This is a genomic window from Streptomyces humi (assembly GCF_001005085.2).
Taxonomy (GTDB): Bacteria; Actinomycetota; Actinomycetes; order Streptomycetales; family Streptomycetaceae; genus Streptomyces; species Streptomyces humi.
Genome location: NZ_LBMU02000102.1, coordinates 1 through 17,918 on the forward strand (window position 1 = coordinate 1; position 17,918 = coordinate 17,918).

14 protein-coding genes and 1 pseudogene are annotated in these 17,918 nt (G+C 73.3%); 4 read left to right on the forward strand and 11 right to left on the reverse strand.

Going from position 1 to position 17,918, the window contains the following annotated elements:
- Positions 1-99 precede the first annotated feature (99 nt).
- Positions 100-588 (reverse strand): TetR/AcrR family transcriptional regulator, encoded by a 489-nt coding sequence (locus AAW13_RS38810; RefSeq protein ID WP_046731579.1) that lies wholly within the window; start codon positions 586-588, stop codon positions 100-102.
- Positions 589-842: 254 nt separating this feature from the next.
- Between AAW13_RS38810 and AAW13_RS38815 the strand changes: the two genes are divergently transcribed.
- On the forward strand, positions 843-2,405 hold the full coding sequence (locus AAW13_RS38815) for an MDR family MFS transporter (protein WP_240528863.1): 1,563 nt from the start codon (positions 843-845) through the stop codon (positions 2,403-2,405).
- A gap of 60 nt (positions 2,406-2,465) precedes the next feature.
- Here AAW13_RS38815 and AAW13_RS38820 read toward each other — a convergent pair whose 3' ends face one another.
- The 3 genes from AAW13_RS38820 to AAW13_RS38835 form a co-directional block, all read right to left on the reverse strand.
- On the reverse strand, positions 2,466-2,948 hold the full coding sequence (locus AAW13_RS38820; RefSeq protein WP_046731563.1) for an SRPBCC family protein: 483 nt from the start codon (positions 2,946-2,948) through the stop codon (positions 2,466-2,468).
- A gap of 142 nt (positions 2,949-3,090) precedes the next feature.
- The gene (locus tag AAW13_RS38825) at positions 3,091-5,883 is read right to left on the reverse strand and encodes a helix-turn-helix transcriptional regulator (RefSeq protein WP_046731564.1); all 2,793 of its coding nucleotides are present in this window, start codon (positions 5,881-5,883) and stop codon (positions 3,091-3,093) included.
- A gap of 634 nt (positions 5,884-6,517) precedes the next feature.
- On the reverse strand, positions 6,518-8,026 hold the full coding sequence (locus AAW13_RS38835) for a GMC family oxidoreductase (RefSeq protein ID WP_046731566.1): 1,509 nt from the start codon (positions 8,024-8,026) through the stop codon (positions 6,518-6,520).
- A 311-nt stretch (positions 8,027-8,337) separates the two neighbouring features.
- Between AAW13_RS38835 and AAW13_RS38840 the strand changes: the two genes are divergently transcribed.
- From AAW13_RS38840 to AAW13_RS38850, 3 genes are all read left to right on the forward strand, one after another.
- Complete coding sequence (locus AAW13_RS38840; protein WP_240528864.1) at positions 8,338-9,741, forward strand: FAD-binding oxidoreductase; 1,404 nt, start codon at positions 8,338-8,340, stop codon at positions 9,739-9,741.
- 150 nt (positions 9,742-9,891) lie between these two features.
- Positions 9,892-10,536, forward strand: coding sequence for a peptide deformylase (locus AAW13_RS38845; protein ID WP_046731568.1), 645 nt, complete (start codon positions 9,892-9,894; stop codon positions 10,534-10,536).
- Positions 10,537-10,710: 174 nt separating this feature from the next.
- Complete coding sequence (locus tag AAW13_RS38850) at positions 10,711-11,610, forward strand: Bax inhibitor-1/YccA family membrane protein (RefSeq protein WP_046731569.1); 900 nt, start codon at positions 10,711-10,713, stop codon at positions 11,608-11,610.
- Between the two features lie 9 nt (positions 11,611-11,619).
- Here the strand turns inward: AAW13_RS38850 and AAW13_RS38855 are convergent, their stop codons facing one another.
- The 7 genes and pseudogenes from AAW13_RS38855 to AAW13_RS47890 all read right to left on the reverse strand — a co-directional run.
- Positions 11,620-12,210 (reverse strand): TetR/AcrR family transcriptional regulator, encoded by a 591-nt coding sequence (locus AAW13_RS38855; protein ID WP_046731570.1) that lies wholly within the window; start codon positions 12,208-12,210, stop codon positions 11,620-11,622.
- Between the two features lie 188 nt (positions 12,211-12,398).
- Positions 12,399-13,253, reverse strand: a complete 855-nt coding sequence (locus AAW13_RS38860; RefSeq protein WP_063777080.1) for an alpha/beta fold hydrolase — start codon at positions 13,251-13,253, stop codon at positions 12,399-12,401.
- 69 nt (positions 13,254-13,322) lie between these two features.
- Positions 13,323-14,192 carry a helix-turn-helix domain-containing protein gene (locus AAW13_RS38865; protein ID WP_046731582.1) on the reverse strand — a complete coding sequence of 290 codons (870 nt, stop codon included), beginning with the start codon at positions 14,190-14,192 and terminating at the stop codon, positions 13,323-13,325.
- Between the two features lie 106 nt (positions 14,193-14,298).
- The gene (locus tag AAW13_RS38870) at positions 14,299-15,165 is read right to left on the reverse strand and encodes an alpha/beta fold hydrolase (RefSeq protein ID WP_046731571.1); all 867 of its coding nucleotides are present in this window, start codon (positions 15,163-15,165) and stop codon (positions 14,299-14,301) included.
- A gap of 224 nt (positions 15,166-15,389) precedes the next feature.
- Positions 15,390-16,175: a creatininase family protein gene (locus AAW13_RS38875; RefSeq protein WP_046731572.1), complete on the reverse strand. Its 786-nt coding sequence runs from the start codon at positions 16,173-16,175 to the stop codon at positions 15,390-15,392.
- Positions 16,176-16,193: 18 nt separating this feature from the next.
- Complete coding sequence (locus AAW13_RS38880; protein WP_046731573.1) at positions 16,194-17,261, reverse strand: alpha/beta fold hydrolase; 1,068 nt, start codon at positions 17,259-17,261, stop codon at positions 16,194-16,196.
- Between the two features lie 422 nt (positions 17,262-17,683).
- Positions 17,684-17,918, reverse strand: a pseudogene (locus AAW13_RS47890) (hypothetical protein); the annotation flags it as partial.

The window sequence follows — 17,918 nt, forward strand, 5'->3', positions numbered from 1 at the left end:
CGGCCCGCACCGCCTCCTGCCCCCGGCGCGTACCGCCTCCTGCCCGCACCGCCTCCGGCCCCCGAGTACTCCGACGTGTGCTCGGGGGCCGTCGGTGTGTCAGGGGGTTCCGAGGCCGTTCAGCAGGGTGTCCACGACGACGTCCGCGGCCTGTCCGGGGGTCAGCTCCGGCAGCTGCCGGTTCACCAGGTGCATCAGCTGCGGGAGCAGCGCGCTCGCCCAGCCCTTCGGCAGATCCTGGCGCAACAGGCCTTCGCCGACGGCCCGTTCGAAGAAGGCGTCGACCTCGCGTACCGACGTGTCACGGCGGGCGCGGACGGTGTCGTCGGCGAGCATCCGGCTGAGGTCGACCGGCCAGGTCCGGTTCACGCCGATGACGTTCTCCACGTAACGGTGCAGTGCGACGGCCACGGGCGCCTCGCGCAGCCGGGCGTCCTCGATGGCGTCCTCGACCGCCTTCAGCCTGGCTTCGTAGATCGCGGCGAGGAGGTCCTCACGGGAGGCGAAGCGCCGGTAGACCGTACGCCGGTCCACTCCCGCCTCGGCGGCGATGCTCGCGATGCTCGCGCCCGGGTCGGCTGCGAGCATGCGCGCCCCGGTGGTCAGGACGGCTTCCAGGTTGCGTGCTGCGTCGGCTCTCACCGTCCCGATTCTAGTGGCCGGATGTGCAACCTGATTCATCTAGTGCCTCTCCAAGGTGAAGAACTGCCAATTAAGTGCTACATTGAAGTGACAGTTAAAGCCGATACGGTCAATCGGGTGAGGCGTCAACGTCTGTCACGGCATTCCGCCACCCCTGACCCCCTCGCAGAAAGGCAGTTCCGATGCCGACGATGCCGACGATGCCGACGACACAGCAGGCGGCCCCGCCCCGGGCCGGCGGGGTCGCCGCCGCCATGAGCGCGCTGATCCTCGCGGTCCTCCTGGCAGCCCTCGACCAGACGATCGTCTCGACCGCGCTGCCGCGCATAGCCCAGGAGCTGAACGGGTTCGACGACATCGCGTGGGTCAGCGCCGCCTACCTGCTCGCCTCCACCGCGGTCACACCGCTGTGGGGCAAGCTCGGCGACATGTTCGGCCGCAAGCGGCTCTACCTGGCGTCGACCTCGGTCTTCCTGATCGCCTCGGTGGCCTGCGGCCTCGCCCGGAACCTGCCCGAGCTGATCGGCGCCCGAGTGCTCCAGGGCGTGGGCGGCGGCGGCATGATCGTGCTCACCTTCGCCCTCGTCGGGGACATCGTCGCCCCCGACCGACGCGGCCGCTACCAGGGCATGTTCGGTTCGGTCTACGGTGTCGCCAGCATCGTCGGCCCGCTGCTCGGCGGTGTCTTCACCGACCAGCTCTCCTGGCGCTGGGCGTTCCTGGTCAACCTGCCCGTCGGCGTCGTCGCCCTGGCCGTCGCGGCCCGCGCGCTGCCCGCGGCCACCCGGGGCGCCAGGGCCCGCATCGACTACCTCGGCGCCACCGTCCTGGCCGCCATCGCCACCGGCCTGGTCCTGGTGACGTCCTTCGGGGAGCGCTGGGGCTGGGGCTCACCGGCCATCCTCGGACTGATCGCCGTCACCGTCCTCCTGGCCGTGCTGCTGGTGCCCGTCGAGCGCCGCGCCGCCGCGCCGGTCCTGCCGCCGGCCATGCTCGGCTCCCGGACCGTGGTCCTCTCCTCGCTGATCGGTTTCCTCGCCAACGCCGCGATGTTCGCCGTCCTGGTCTACCTGCCGACCTACCTCCAGATCGTCGACGGTGTCTCCGCCACGCTCTCCGGCGTGCACATGCTGCCCCTGGTCGCCGGACTCGTCATCAGCCAGTCCCTCGCCGGGCGCCGGTCCGCGCACACCGGGCGGCTGCGGATGATCCTGCTCGCCGGGCTGGCCGCCAACCTCGGCGGGCTGCTCCTGCTGGGCACCATCGGCGCCGGCACCGGCACCCTGGTGCTGAGCGGCTACTTCCTGCTGACCGGTGTCGGCATCGGCATGGTCCCCATGGTGGTGCTGACCACCGTCCAGAACTCCGTGCCCGCGTCCGACCTCGGCGCCGCCAGCGCCGTCGTCACCTTTGCCCGCTCCATCGGCGCGGCCTTCGGGGTCGCCGTCTTCGGCACCCTGCTCAACACCGGTTTCGCCGACCGTACCCGGGCCCTGCCGACCGCCGGCGGGTTCGACGCGGCCCGTCCCGACACCATCGGCCGGCTCCCCGCCGCCCTGCGCGACACCGCACTGGACGCCTTCGCCCACGCCACGGCCACCGGCTACCTCTGGATCGCGCCCGCCCTGGCCGCCGGCCTCGTCCTCGCGCTCTTCCTCCGGCCGGCCCGCGCCGGCAGGACCGTCGACACCCCCCGCGCCGGCGAGGGAAAGGCCGTCACGGCCCCCCGCGCCACCGGCGAGGAGTCCGTCCCGGCCGCCTGACCCACCGGACAGCACGACCTCGACCGGCCGGCACCCGCACGGGCGCCGGCCGTCGGCGTGTCATACCCCGCCCGGCGCGCTCTCCGAGAGCCTTTTGAGCTGGGCGAGCCACAGGGCGTTCAGGCGCTGGGTCCACAGCGGCGTCGACGCGGCGAGGGACCTGGCGGCGGGGCCGCGGACCACGTTCTCGGTCACCACATGGGTGCCGTCCGGGACCGCCGTCAGCAGCCAGGCCTGGTACAGCTGCACACCGGCGCCGACACCCGACCAGCCGAGCCGGCGGTACGGCACCTGCTCGCCCAGGCAGATCTCGAACCGGTGCCCGTGGAAGCGCACCTCGAAGGCCCCGGGGAGCGCCCCGGCGCGTACTTCGCTCACTCCGGGCACCCATTCCGGCCACCGTGCCACCGCGCCGAGCAGGGAGAAGGCGGTGGCGGGCGGGGCGTGCACCACCGCCTGCGCCTGACAGAAACCGTGCGCCTGGTCCGGTGAGAAACCCGACGGCCAGTGGATGTCCGGATGACTGTCCGAGGCGCCGAACATCCGGTTCCCCCCTCCCTGGTGCCGGTGGCGTCCCACGCGGCCACCGGGGGGACGGTCCGGGAGGACGTCCCGCCTCCACTGTCCGCGGCGGCCGGGGACCCGGCATACGTCGAATGACTGAGCGGCGGCGGAAGCCGTCGGCTCAGCCCTCGTCGCCCGCGTCGAGCCGGGAGAGGGCGTCGCGCAGTGCGGCCCGCGAGGTGATGCCCAGCTTGGGATAGATCTGGTACAGGTGCGTGCCGATGGTCCGGTGGGACAGGAACATCCGTTCCGCGATCTGCTTGTTGGTCAGCCCGGTCGCCGCCAGCGTGGCGATCTGCAACTCCTGCGCGGTCAGTGCCACCGTTCCCGGGCGGGCCGCGGCGGGCGCGGACTGACCGCTGGCCCGCAGCTCGGCCGCGGTACGGGTCACCCACGGCTTGGCCCCCAGCCGCTGGAACGCGTCGAGCGCCTGCGTCAGTTGCTCCCGGGCCTCCGTCGTCACCCGCAGTCGCCGCAGCCGCTCGCCGTGGAAGAGCCGTACGCGCGCGACGTCGAAGGGCCAGCGTTCCGCGCCGGGCAGGGACAGGGCCCGTTCGAAGAGCGGAACGGCCTTCTCCGCGGGTGTGGTCAGCGCCTCGCAGGCGAGCACCAGCAGCTCCAGCCGGGGCGACAGCGCTGCCATCCCGCTCGCGCGCATCGCCGCCGCGTGGGCCGCGGCCTCCTTCTCCCGGCCGGTCCGCAGGGCCGCCTCGACCAGGTCCATCGTCCCCCACATGGCGATCGGGACGTAGGGCGCGACGGTTCCGGGCGGGCTGAGCGTGCTGCCGTGCTGGTAGGCGGTCTCGAAGTCGCCGCTGCCGAGAGCGGCCAGGGCCCGCGCGTGGCAGGCGAAGAAACGCGCGCCGTGGGTCCCGCGCGGCGTCGCCCAGCGGACGATCTCCTCGGTCAGCTCCGCACTGGTCCCGCCGTCGCCCTGCACCCCGGCCACCGCGGCCTGGATGTACTGGAAGTACCAGGCGAAGAACCGGTAGTCGTGGTCCTCGCACAGGCGCAGCCCCTCCGCCGCCAGCTGGGCGGCGTCGTCCCACCGGCCCAGGTGGAAGTAGTCCAGGCCGAGGTGCATCAGCGCGCCCAGGTGCCGGCGGACCGGCGCGGTGCCCGCCCGGCCCTGCTCCACCAGCCGGCGCGTGGCCCATCGGAACTCCCCTAGCCGGTCGGGGAAGACCGAGGCGGTGCCCACCCGCACCACCCGGGTGGGATCGTCGCCCACCGTGGCGATCAGCTCGGAGAGCCGGGGCAGGGCCGCGGCGCCGGTGCGGGCCGGGTCGCCGAAGGTCTGCATGATCACCCACAGCAGCTCGGGGGGCTCGGGGACGAGCCGCTCCACGAAAGCGGTCAGCGGCTGCCACAGCTTGGGGTCACCGCCGTACCAGCACAGCAGCACCAGCAGGTGCAGAGCCTCGACGAGGGCGGGGTCCGAGGCGTCGTAGCCGTGCTGTCCGGCCTCGATCGCGCCGACCAGCAGCCGGTACGCGGTGTCGATGTCGCCGTCCCTGTTGATCAGCAGGAACGCGGACGCGGCCGCCGCGTGCAGCGACTCCTGCCCGGTGCTGGGGTGCACCTGCCGCGCCCCGGCGAGCAGCCGGGAGGCGTCCTCCAGCTCGCCGCCGGAGTCCACCCCGACGTAGGCCGCCTCGGCCAGCCGGCGACTCTCGTCCGCGGGCGCCGGGCTGAGCCCCGCGGACCGGGTCAGCGCGGTCACCGCGCCGAGCGCGTCGCCGCGCCGCAGCCGGCGCCGGCCGGCCTCCTCCAGCAGGGCGGCGACCGTCTCGTCGGGCCCGACGGAGGCCTCTCCGAGGTGCCAGGCGCGGCGCTCCAGCTGGTCGCCGAGGACGTCGGCGAGCGCCCGGTGGGCCCGTCTGCGTTCCGAGGCGGTCGCGAGCTCCACCACGGCCGAACCGATCAGCGGGTGCCGGAACGACAGCCGCCGGTTGTCCGCCGACACCGACACCAGCCGCTTCTGCTCGGCCGGGGCGAGGTCGTCCACGGAGGCCCGGCCGGCCGCCGCCGCCTCCACGGCGGCCAGGTCGCCGGTGCCGTCGAGGGCGGCGATCAGCAGCAGCTCACGGCTGCGTTCGGGCAGGCCCGCCACCCGGGAGGCGAACATGGCCTGCAACCGGTCGCTCAGCGGCAGCACGGCGGGCACCGCCGCCAGGGTCGCGCGCTGCTCGGCGGAGAGCGCCGTCGGCAGTTCCACCAGGGCGAGCGGGTTGCCGCGGGCCTCGGTCACGATGCGTCGCCGCACGGCGGGGGAGACGTCGGGGTGGGCGAGGGCGAGCAGCTCGGCCGACGAGGACTCGTCCAGCGGTTCCAGCCGGCGCTCGGTCAGTCCGCTCGGTTCGAAGAAGCTGTCGGAGCCCGTGCGGGAGGCGGCGAGGAAGCCGATCCTGCTGCCGACCAGCCGACGGGCCACGAAGCCGAGCACGGCGTTGGTCGCCCGGTCCAGCCACGGCAGGTCGTCGACCACGACCAGCAGCGGCGTGCGGACCGACGTCAGCCGGAGCAGCAGCAGCGCCGCGGTGGAGGTCAGCAGCCGGTCGGGCGGCGGCCCGCTGCCGATGCCGACCGCGACCCGCAGGGCGTCGCGGTGCACGTCGTCGAGGATGTCGAAGTCGTCGAAGAGCGGCACGAGCAGCTGGTTGAGACCGGCGTAGCCGATGTCGGCCTCGAACTGCACACCGGCCGCGCGCAGGACCCGGATGCCGTTGCGCGCGGCGCCGGCCGCCACCGCGTCGAGCACGGCGGTCTTCCCCACCCCCGCCTCGCCCGAGAGCAGCAGGGCAGCGCCCTGTACCTCGGAGTTGCCGAAGAAGGACTGGATGAACGCGAGGTCCCCGTCGCGCCCGACCAGCCGTGTCGAGGCGGGGCAGACGGTCGAGTCCAGGTCGTTCACAGGCTGCCTCCCACGGCCGGCTTCATGGAGGCCCGCACCCTCCTCCGACCTGGCTGCGCCGGCACCAGGCTACGTGCGGCCCTGCGGACTGGAGTCTAGATGACGTCCGGATTCGGCCCTTGTCGTGCTCCCGGTTGCGGCCTGCGGCGACGGGCGCGGGGGCCGGCCCCCCGGCCGTGTGCCTGCCGTCGGCGGGTGCGCACCGGGCCGGTCCTCGGCGAGAGGGTGCCGGCCGCGCGCGGAACCGCCGGACACCGGGAGGCGCAGGCCACGTTCCCCGGCCCGGCGCTCGGCCGGGCCGTGCCCCGTGACCGTCCACCGCCCGAGGCCGGTGCGTGGCCGGCCGCGTCCCGCCGACTGCGGCACACCGCCCACGGTGCCTCCCCCATGTTCCCCGGGACCCGGACGCCCTGACGGACAGCGGCGAAATCCAGCCGCCCGCACACCACTCCCCGGCCCCCGCGAGCCCGGACCGTGTGGGTCCGCCGTCCTCGGGGCCCGCACACCACTCCCCGGCCCCCGCGAGCCCGGACCGTGTGGGTCCGCCGTCCTCGGGGCCCGCACACCACTCCCCGGCCCCCGCGAGCCCGGACCGTGTGGGTCCGCCGTCCTCGGCGGTGCCGCCGTGCTCGGATCAGGCGCGGCGTACGAGTTCGGCGGCCCGCTCGGCGATCGCGTACACGGTCGCGTTGGTGTTGTTGGACGGGATGGACGGCATCACCGAGCCGTCGGCGACCCGCAGGCCGTCGAGCCCGCGCACCCGCAGCTCGGAGTCGACGACGGACACCTCGTCCTCGCCCATGAGGCAGGTGCCGACCGGGTGGCAGTAGGAGCCGAAGTACCTGCGGGCGTGCTGCGCGAGCGACTCCTCGTCCACCGCGGCGAGACCCGGGCTGACCTCCTCGATGCCCCATGCGGCGAGCGCGTCCGACCAGGCGATCCGGCGGGCCGTGGTGATGCCGGACACGACCGCCCGGACGTCCTCCTCGGCGGTGAGGTACCGGGGGTCGATGACCGGTGGCGCGTAGGGGTCGGCCGAGCTGATCCTCAGCGAGCCACGGCTGGCCGGCCGCATCGGCGAGATCCCGACGGTGAAGCCGTTCTGCACCGGGGCGACGGCGTTGGGCAGCGGGATGTCGATGAAGATGATCTGTACGTCGGGCCCGTCGGCCTCCGGAGTGCTGCGCAGCAGGCCCAGGATCTCGCCGTGGTTGTTGCGCGGCGTGGGCACCGGCCGCTGGGCCCGGTAGACGAGGTTGGCGCGCGGGTGGTCGTGCAGGTTGCGGCCCACGCCGGGCAGCCGGTGGAAGACGTCGACCCCGGCCTGGCGCAGATCGTCCTCGGACCCGACGCCGGACCGCTGGAGGAGCAGCGCGGACCCGATCGCGCCGGCCGTCACCGCCACTTCGCCGGCCGCCTTCGCGGAGTGGATCCGGCCGTCCACGCCGTACTCCACCCCGACACAGCGCGTGCCCTCGAAGAGCAGCCGGTGTGCGGTCGCCCCCGTGACCACGTCGAGGTTCGGGCGGTCCAGGGCCGGGGCGAGGTAGGCGTCGGCCGCGCTCTGCCGCCGTCCGCCGACGATGTTGAGGTCGACCGGGGCGAAGCCCTCCTCCAGGCCGCCGCTGATGTCGAAGGCCCGGCGGTGCCCCGTCTCGACCGCGCCTTCGAGGCAGGCCAGCAGGATCGCGTTGGGGTCCTCGGCCGGCCCGACGGTGAGGGGCCCGGTGGTGCCGCGGCCGGGCGCCCCGCTCGTGGCGGTCTCGGTGCGCTGGAAGTACGGGAGCAGGTCGTCGTAGGTCCAGCCCTTGGCGCCGTGGGCGCTCCAGCTGTCGTAGCCGGTGCGGTGTCCGCGGGCGAAGACCATGGCGTTGATGGCGGACGAGCCGCCCAGGCCCTTGCCGCGGGGGAGCGCCACGGGGGCCCCGGAGGCCCGCTGTACGACGGTGGTGTCGCCCCAGCCGGCCGTCGATGCCGCGAGCGAGGGCCACGCCGGAGGGTGGGCCACGGCGTCCGGCAGGGTGGCCGAGCCGGCCTCCAGCAGCAGTACGCGGGTGCCGGCGTCCTCCGTCAGACGTGCGGCGAGCACGCACCCGGCCGAGCCGCCGCCGACGACGATGACGTCAGGTCGCTGAGAAGACATGGGTGATCCGTTCTGCACGGTGCTTCGGGAATCGGTGAATCATCGGTTCAGTAACGACCGTACCAGTGATTCGAACCAATGGTTCGTCAAATCGGATACCGATGAATCACGCCAGGGCCGGTACCCCAAGGTCGCACACGTATCCGTGATACCTGTCTTCGCGAGGCAGAACGTCCGGATCCAAGGACATGTGAACTTTTAACCCGCCGACGTGAACGGCGGAGGACCTCCGTCTCGTGTCAGTGACGTCAGGTTTCGGCGCGGGGCAGGCCGCGTGTGCGAGTGAGGTTGTGATCGGAATGAGTGCGGACGTGTCCAGAACGCCAGGTGTGGCCCTGCGTCCGGAAGACGTGACGGCCCTGCGGCGATCGCTGTACGGACCCGTCGTCCTGCCCGGGGAGGAGGGCTACGAGGCGGAGTGCGCCACGTTCAACCTCGTCTGCGGTCTGCGGCCGGCGCTCGCGGTGGGCGCCACCTGCGCGGCGGACGTCCGGGAGGCGGTCCGGTTCGCCACGGCGAACGGGCTCCCGGTCGCGGTGAAGTCCGCGGCCCACCAGATGGTCGGCGCGGCCGAGGGCGGCCTGCTGATCACCACCCACCGGATGAAGGGCATCACCGTCGACGCCGACAACCGCACCGTGGGCGTCGAGGCGGGCGTGTGCTGGAGCGACGTGCTGCCGCGGACGGCGGAGTTCGGACTGGCGCCGGTCGTCGGCTCCGCGCCGAACGTCGGCGTCATCGGCTACACGCTGGGCGGCGGGCAGAGCCCCCTGCTCGGCCGCTCCCACGGCTACGCCGCCGACCATGTACGCCGGCTGGACGTGGTCACGGCGGACGGGGAACTGCGCCGGGTGACGCCGCACGACGAACCCGACCTGTTCTGGGCGCTGCTGGGCTGCAAGGGAAACTTCGGCGTGGTGACGGCGATCGAGTTCGAGGTCTTCCCGGTCTCACGCTTCTACGGCGGCGGCATCTACTTCCCCGGTGAGCACCTGGAGCAGGTGCTGGAGGCCTGGCGCGCCTGGCTGCCGACGGTGGGGGAGGACATGACCTCGTCCATCGGCGTCCAGCGGCTGCCCGACCTTCCCGTGCTGCCCGAGCCGCTGCGCGGCGCCTTCACCGTCCACCTGCGCATCGGCTACCTGGGGTCCGCGGCCGACGGCGCCGAACTCGTCGCCCCGCTGCGCGCCGCCGCGCCGGCGCTCCTCGACCTGGTGGGGGAGAAGCCCTTCACCGCGATCGGGGAGATCCACATGGACCCGGTGGAGCCGCTGCCCTACTTCGACCGGAGCATGGGTCTCGCGGAGTTCTCCGAGAAGACGGCGCAGGCGCTGGTGGAGCTGGCCGGCACGGACTCCGGCTGCACCCTCGCGAACGTCGAGATCCGGGCGCTGGGCGGCGCCCTGGACCGGGAACCGCAGTTCCCCAACTCGGTGGCCGGCCGGGGGCTCCCGTACACCCTCTTCGCCCTCGCGCCGGGCGCCCCGGACCACGCCGAACAGCTGCGGGCCGAGCTGGAGCGGGTCGTGGACGGGCTGACTCCCTGGGCGGCCGACCGGGGCATGGCGAACTTCCTCTCGCCGGAGGAGGCGACCGACGCCGAGGGCATGCGCGCCGTGTTCGGGCCGGAGCGCTACGACCGGCTGGCCGCGGTGAAGAAGCGCCACGACCCGGCGAACGTGTTCCGGTTCAACCACAACGTCACGCCCGCCTGACCCGGCCCCGGAGACAGGCGGACCCCGTCACCTGGCCGTCGGCGAGCCCGGCGGCCGGTGCCGGGCGGCCACCCCGAGGGGTACGGGCCCGGCACCGGGCGAGCCGCGCATGTGCACACGTATCAAAGGGTGCATGGCAAGCTGGCTCACATGGCGAATTCAACGACACACCTCTCCCTGGCCGCCCGGGTCGAACAGCTCCTGGAGAACGGGGGCCCGCTGCCCGTCGTCGCCGCGGGCGACCCCGTACTGCGGCGCGCCGCCGAGCCGTACGACGGGCAGCTGGACGACGCCCTGCTCGACCGGTTCGTGGCCGCGCTGCGTGAGACGATGCTCGCGGCCCCGGGTGTCGGACTGGCCGCTCCGCAGGTCGGCGTGGCCCTGCGGATCGCCGTGGTGGAGGACCTGGCCCGCGGACCGCGGGAGGCGCTGGCGGCGAAGGGGCGGGTCCCGCTGCCCTTCCGGGTGCTGGTCAACCCGGTCTACGAGCCCGAGGGCGACAGCCGGGCCGCGTTCTTCGAGGGCTGTCTGAGTGTGCCGGGCTGGCAGGCGGTGGTGGCCCGGCCCGCCCGGGTACGGCTGCGGGCCATGGACCAGCACGGCCGGGCCGTCGACGAGGTGTTCAGCGACTGGCCGGCGCGCATCGTGCAGCACGAGACCGACCACCTCGACGGCACCCTCTACCTGGACGTGGCCCACACCCGTTCGCTCGCCACCGACGAGGCCGTGGCGAAGCACTGGTCCCAGCCCACTTCCGGGACGGCCGCTCGGGAGCTGGGCTTCGAGTTTCCGTGACCGCGACGCCGGGGCCGCCGCGGCCGGCCGGCCGCACCGTCAAGTGACTGATGCGCGCGGTACGTCGGACGGCGGAGGCTGACGAGGGACAGGGCCCGCTCCGCCGCCCGGCGGTGCCGCGGACGGCGTACGTCCGGCCCGGAGAAGTGGAGCTGACGTGACGGAGGAGCTGACATGACACCCGTCGAGCCGCAGCGGTCGCTGACGAGCAGCAACCCGGTACTCTCCCGGCCCCAGTTCAGGCGCCGGGGCGGTCAGAAGACCGCCGTCAGGGACCCACGGGCGGGCATCGCCGTCCCCGGCGGCCGGCCCGGCCCCGGCCGGACCCCGGAATCGCCCAGGGACAGTTCCGCGCCGCCGCCCCTCGTCGTCGCCGACCTGATGACGATGGACGACGTGCTCTCCCGCGCGGCGGCGGGGGTCGCCGTGACGGTCATGGCGGCGACGTCGGCGTGGACGCTCCTGCCCCTCCTGCCCCTCCTGCCCCTCGCGACGGCCGCCGCCTACGGCACCGCCGCCGGCACGGGACTCGTCGCCGCCGCGCTGGTGGTGGTCCAGTGCCGCGGGAACCGCCCCTCCCGGGCGACGACCCTGACGTTCGCCGCCTTCCAGGGCCTGTTCCTGGGCGTGCTGTCCAGCACCGTCGCCCGCCAGGTCTCCCCGGGTCTCCTCGTGCAGACCGTCCTGGGCACGACGGCCGCCTCCGCGGGCTGCCTCCTCGCCTACCGGCTGCACTGGGTACGCGCGGACCGCCGCTTTCGGCCGTTCGCCGGTGCCGCCCTGCTCGGCCTGTGCCACCTCGCCCTGGCGGACGGGATCCTGTTCCCCGTCATGGGCGCGGACGGCCTGGGTCTGCGCCCCGTGGGCCTCGGCGTCCTCATGGGTCTCGTGGGTGTCGTCCTCGCGGCGGTCTTCCTGTCCCTGCACTTCAGGAAGATCGAGGACGGCATCGCCTTCGGCGTCCCGCGTGACCAGGCCTGGACGGCCGCCTTCGGGGTCACCCTCACCCTGACCTGGCTGTACGTGGAGACCGTACGACTGCTCACGCTCTTCCCGGGCGACGAGGTGTACTGACGCCGGGGGTCAGCCCGCGGACGTCGCGCCCTCGGCCGCGGCAGTGGCGTGCGCGGCACCCGAGGGGCACAGTCCCCGCAGGAGCATGTCGAAGAGCCGTGCCGCGCGCATGTGTTCGGCCTCGTTCGCGCCGACCCGCCACAGCGGGCCGATCAGCAGGAGCACGTCGTCGGCCGTCGTACCGGGCTCGATGGCCCCGGTCGCCCTGTTGGCCTCCACCAGCGCCGAGAGGGCGTCGAGCAGCGGCTCGCAGGCCTGCCGGCAGGCCTGCGTCGGAGTGTCGGTGACCGAGCGCATCGCCTCCGCGAACTCCGGTGTGCACCAGCCGAGCCGGAGCAGGTGGCCCAGCCAGGCGCGCAGGGCGAGCGGCGGGCGCAGTGTGTCCAGCAGGGCGGGTACGGCCGTCACCAGGCCCTCGACCTCCTCCCCGTACACCTCGAGCACCAGGGACTCCCGGGTGGGGAAGTGCCGGTACAGCGTTCCCTGGCCCACGCCCGCCCTGCGCGCTATGGACTTCAACGAGGTGTCGCCGGGAAGGGCGAGTACCTCCGTGGCCGCTTCGAGGATGCGCAGCCGGTTGGAGCGCGCGTCCGATCTCATCGATGCTCCGGTCTTTCCGCTGGTGATACCACGGGGCCGCTGTCAAACACGTTTCCATCGCTCCGGACACCTGAAGAGGGGGTCCTTGCGGTCCGGCGAGCCCGTGCGGCAGGCTCCATTGAGACACGTGTTCTGAAGGAGAACCTACCCTGCCCGCCGCCCGCGCCCGTCCTCGTTGTCCTGGAAGGTCAGCGGCGGTGGGGATTGCGGGGTTGCCGAACGGCCGGCGGCAGCCGCGGACCCGGCTGCCGCAGGACCAGGGGGGCGGAGTCCGGGGAACGGTCCCGGCGCAGGTCGTGGAGGAAGCCGGTGAGGAGTTCCAGGGTCCGCTCCGGCTCCTCGTAGGTCGCCGCGTGGCCGCCACTGACCGCGGCCAGCCGCGCGCCGGGGATGCCCTCGGCGAGTTCCACCGAGTGCTCCGGGGCCACGAACCGGTCTGCCGTGGCCGCGACCACCAGGGTGGGTGCGGTGATCGAGGGGAGGTCGGCGCGCAGGTCCGTGCTCAGGGCCAGGGCGATCTGCCGGACCGTGCCCGGGGCGAACGGCACCAGTCGCGCGGTGAGCCGCCGGGCCGCGTCCGGGGTCAGTCCGGCCAGACGGTCCTCGGAGAAGGCCAGTGAGGTCACGAAAGCGCTCAGTCTGCCGTCCCGGCGGGCGTGCAGGGCCGCCCACATCTCCAGGCTGAGCCAGAGCGCGGTACGGGGCCGGGCGAAGCCGCAGAGGGTGAACAGGCCGCGCACCCGGTCGGGGTGGCGGGCGGCGACCTTGACGGCGACGGCCGCGCCGAGCGAGGTGCCCGCGATCACGAAGTCGCGCAGTCCGGCGTCCCGCGCCGTGGCCGCGACCTGGTCGGCGAGGGCCTCGGCGCGCAGCGGACCGGAGGCCGGACCGCCGTGATCCGGTCCGGGGAGGTCGGCGAGCACGACGGTGTGGGTGGCCGCGAGGCCGGTGGTCAGCGGCTCCCAGGTGTCGGCCGCCGAACCCCCGATGCCGGGCAGCAGGATGAGTCCGGGCCCGCTGCCCCGGATGTCGTACGCCAGCATGTGCACTCCTTCTCGGACTTCCCTAGGGAGACGAGAGGAGGAGGTGTGCGGGTTCAACCACGTGCGTGTTCAGCCACGTGCGGGTCCGACGTCCGCCCGCTCGGGGGTCCAGGAGGTGAGGATGCGCAGGGCGTCGTGGGAGGGGGTGCCGGTCTCGGCGGTGAGGACCATCAGCCGCTGCCCGGAGCCGTCGGAGCCGCTCCAGGTGTCGCAGTCGAGGGTGAGGTCACCGACCAGGGGGTGCCGGTACTGCTTGGTCCCGTAGGTCGCGCTGTTGACGCGGTGCTCGGCCCACCAGGTGCGGAAGTCCGCGTCCCGCGCGGACAGTTCGGCGACCAGGCCGTCCAGCTCGGGGTCGGCGGGGCCGGCGGCGGCCTCCATGCGCAGGGCGGCGACGGCGTCCCGGGCGTCGTGTCTCCACTCCCGGTGCATCTCCCGGATCGCCGGGTCGGTGAACATCAGGCGCAGGTAGTTGCGCCGGCCGGCCGGGAGCTCGGCGAAGTCGGTGTAGAGGGCGACGGCGGCCGGGTTCCAGGCCAGGATGTCCAGGCGCCGGCCGAGGACCAGCGCGGGTGTCCCGGTGAGCTGGTCCAGCAGGCGGCGCATGGCGGGCCGCACCTGCTGGACGGACCGGCGGCGGCGCGGGCGGTCGTCGGTCCGACCCGCGAGTTCGTAGAGGTAGCTCTGCTGGTCGTCGTCGAGGCGCAGGGCGCGGACCAGGGTGGCGAGTACGGGCGCGGAGGCGCGGACCCGGCCCTGTTCGAGCCGGGTGTAGTAGTCCACGCTGATCGCGGCGAGCCGGGCGACCTCCTCGCGGCGCAGCCCGGCGACCCGGCGGGGGGTGTCCGCCTCGGGCAGACCGCAGTCCCCGGGATCCAGCTGGGCCCGGCGGGCCTTGAGGAACTCCCCGAGGGCACGGGGGTCGGTGTGTGAGGTCATGGCGTCCATTCTCCCGTGCTCCGCGCACTCGTGAGGTGTGCCGGTGGTGTCCGTGGCCGCTCCCGGGAGCGGCGGAGCCGTCTGCTCCGCCGCCCCCACGGGCGCGTCAGCGGACGGTGGCGTGGGCGGCCCGCTCGATCACGTCGGCCACCAGGTGGGGGTGGGAGACGGCGACCGAGTGGGACGCGGCGACCTCGGTGGTGTGGGCGTGCGCCCGCCCGGCCATGAACCGCTGCACGGCCGCGGGGATGTTGAGGTCGCGGGTGGTGACGATGTCCCAGCTGGGGATGGTCTTCCAGGCGGCGCTGGTGGCCTTCTCCGTCAGGGCGGACTGCGCGATGGGCCGCTGCTCGGCGGCCATCAGCGCGGCCTGGCCGGCGGGCACGTCGGCGGCGAACTGGTGGCGGAACTTGTCCTGCTGGATGTACAGGTCGGTGGCGGTGGAGCCGTCGGCCTGCTGGTAGGTGACCGGGTCGAGGGCGTCCGGGAGGGTGGAGCCGGGGTACTTGTTCGTCAGCTCAAGGGCGCTCTCCCCGGGAGCCGGCAGGAAGGCCGCGACGTAGACCAGCGCCTTGACGTCGGGGTCGCCGGTGGCCGCCTCGCTGATGACGCTGCCGCCGTAGGAGTGGCCGACGAGGATCTTCGGGCCCTTGACGTGGTCGAGGACCGTGCGCAGGGCGGCGGCGTCGGAGGCCGGGCCGCGCAGCGGGTTGGCGGCGGCGACGACCGGGTATCCGTCGGCGCGCAGTGCGGTGATGACGCCGTTCCAGCTTGAGCCGTCGGCGAAGGCGCCGTGCTCCAGGACGACGGTGGGCCTGGCGTGACCGGTCGCCCCCGCATTGGACGCCCCGGCGTGGTTCGTCGCACCGCTGGCGGTCCCGCTGACGGCGAACGCGCCGAAGGCCAGACCCGCCGTGACCGTGGCGACCGCGCCTGTCACCAGCCGCTTGCGCCCACCCTTGATGCTGGCCATGACAAACCCCTCACGTGTTTCGGCAGATGTGCCGGCGAAGTCTCGGAAGAGGACGGACCGACCCGATCGGATCGGCGTCACCGCCCTGACTGGTGACTAACCTGCCAGGTGTGTCGTCACCTGTCAAGGTGGTGACGAAGGGAGGGGTGGGTGTGCCCTGAACGCCGACGCGGCCGGGAGGGGCGATGCCCTCCCGGCCGCATGCTGTGGAGCTCCGCGCCCTCTCAGGGCGTCGCCGGGGGCGCTGGCCGTACCTGGGCCCAGGGGTCCTTGAGGATGATCTCCGCCAGCGCCGACGCGCAGCCGGAGAGCATCCGTTCGCCCTTCTCCGGGCTCGCCACCCGGGCGTCGCCCGCCACCCCGGTCGGGGTGATCCGGTCGAAGGGGACGGCCAGGTACACCGGCTCGGTGGACTCCGCGGGCAGCGTGATGCGGGGACCGTGCGCCTCGCCGAGGTGCTCGCCGCGGATCAGCTCGGGGTGCGCCGCCATCATCATGGACGTCTCACCCTCGCACGCGTGCATGAGGCCGTCCTGCGTCTCCAGGGTGTCCCGCACCACCTCCCGCCCGACGCCGAAGTAGCTGGCGAACGCGATCGGCGTCGACAGTTCCGCGGTCAGTTCCGTCGTGAGGGCGTTGAGCGCGGTCATGTTCCCGCCGTGCCCGTTGACGATCAGGATGCGGGAGAACCCCGCGCGGATCATCGAGCGGCACAGGTCGCGCAGGAGCGCGTGCAGGGTGGGCAGACTGATCGAGAGGGTGCCGCCGAAGGCCATGTGGTGCTCGGAGAGCCCCGTGGCGATCGACGGGGCCACCACCACACCGGTGTGCTCGGTGGCCAGCAGCGCCGCCCGGTGGCACACCTCCGCCGCCAGCAGGTCGTCGACACCGGTGGGCAGGTGCGGACCGTGCTGTTCGGTGGCTCCGACGGGCAGCAGCACCACCGCGTCGCGGGCCGCGAGGGCGCGCAGCTCGGCCGCTGTCAGACGGTTCCACAGGACTTCGCTCATCTGCGTCTCCACCGGATCTCAGAGGCGGTCGGCGTCGACCACGGCCTGGGCGAAGGTGGTGGGCGCCTCCTGCGGCAGGTTGTGGCCGATGTTCGCGACGGTCCGGTGCTGGTACGGGCCGGTGAAGTGGTCGCGGTAGGCGGAGCCGTCGCCGGGCGGGGTGAAGGGGTCGAGGGCCGCGTCGAGGGTGACGGTGGGAACGTGGATCGGGGGCTGGGCCGCGAGCTGCTTCTCGTAGCGGTCGTAGCGGCGGTCGCCCTCGATCAGGCCGATGCGCCAGCGGTAGTTGTAGAGGACGATGGCGGCGTAGTCGGGGTTCTTGAAGGCCTGCGCGGTGCGCGCGAAGGTGGCGTCGTCGAAGTTCCAGTTCGGCGAGACGAGGGTCCACACGTAGCGGCACAGCGCGATGCGCTGGTCCTCGTTCTCCATCGCCTTCTTGCCGCGGTCGCTGGCGAAGTACCACTGGTACCACCAGTTGTGCTCCACGGCCGGGGCGGCGGGTTCCAGCTGGGCCTTCACGTCGGTGATCAGGTACCCGCTGGTGGAGACGAGCGCCTTGACGCGCTCCGGCCACAGGGCGGCGATGATGTCCGCGGTGCGCGAGCCCCAGTCGAAGCCGGCCAGGACCGCCTGATGGATCTTGAGGGCGTCCATGAAGGCGATGATGTCCAGCGCGATGGCGGACTGCTCGGCGTTGCGCGGGGTGTGCCCGGACAGGAAGCGGGTGCTGCCGTGGCCGCGCAGGTACGGGACGAGGACGCGGTAGCCCTGGTCGGCGAGGAGCGGCGCGACGTCGACGAAGCTGTGGATGTCGTAGGGCCAGCCGTGCAGCAGGAGGACCACCGGGCCGTGCGCGGGGCCGGCCTCGGCGTAGCCGATGTCCAGGACGCCCGCCTTCACGTGCTTGAGCGAGCTGAACTCCGTGTGGGTGCCGGGCGTGACGGTGGGCACCGTGGGAGCGGGGGAGCCGCCCGGCGTGGGCTTCCTGGTCGCGGCGGACGCGCCGGTCTGGAAGCCGGACAGCGAGGCCGCGGCGGCGCCGGTGCCCAGGCCGACGGCCTTGCTGAAGGTGCGCCTGTTGATCATGTGAATCCCTCTCGTGCGTTTCCGGTGACCGGCCCGCGCCCGGGATGTCTCCCGCTCGCTTCGGCGTGTGGGATCACCGCGCGGCTCACTGGCGCGACGACCCTCGCACAACGTCCGTCACCTGTCAAACAGGTGACGATGGGTGGTTCCGCTGTGCGGCCGGCAGATCCGAGGTCGCTCTCCTTTGCGGGAACGCGATCGGTGGTACACACTCTTGTCGGTGGGGAAACCGGACACATCAGTCATATGACGGTCGGGCGTGGACGGCCACACGAGGGCCGGCGGAGTGCCCGTGTCCCGCCGGTCTCCGCAGGTGAGCACATGCGTCCTCGGGGCCGGGCCGTCGGACCGGGCACGGAGCCGTGGCCGGGCGCGCGGGCTCCTCAGTCATTCGACTGAGAGGCGAGGTGTCCCGGCACCGTTCAGCCACCGTGCTCGTCCTCCAGCCTGCTCAGGGCGTCGCGCAGGGCGGCGCGGGAGGTGATGCCGAGTTCGGGGAAGACGCGGCAGAGGTGTGAGCTGACGGTGCGCGCTGACAGGTGCGTGCGCCGAGTCGGTGGAAGGTTGCGGCGAAGGCTCCTGCGGCGAGGGTGAGGGTGTGGCGGGCTGCTTTGTGGCCGTGGGTGTGTCGGAGGCGGGTGCCGTGGGCGAGGCGGA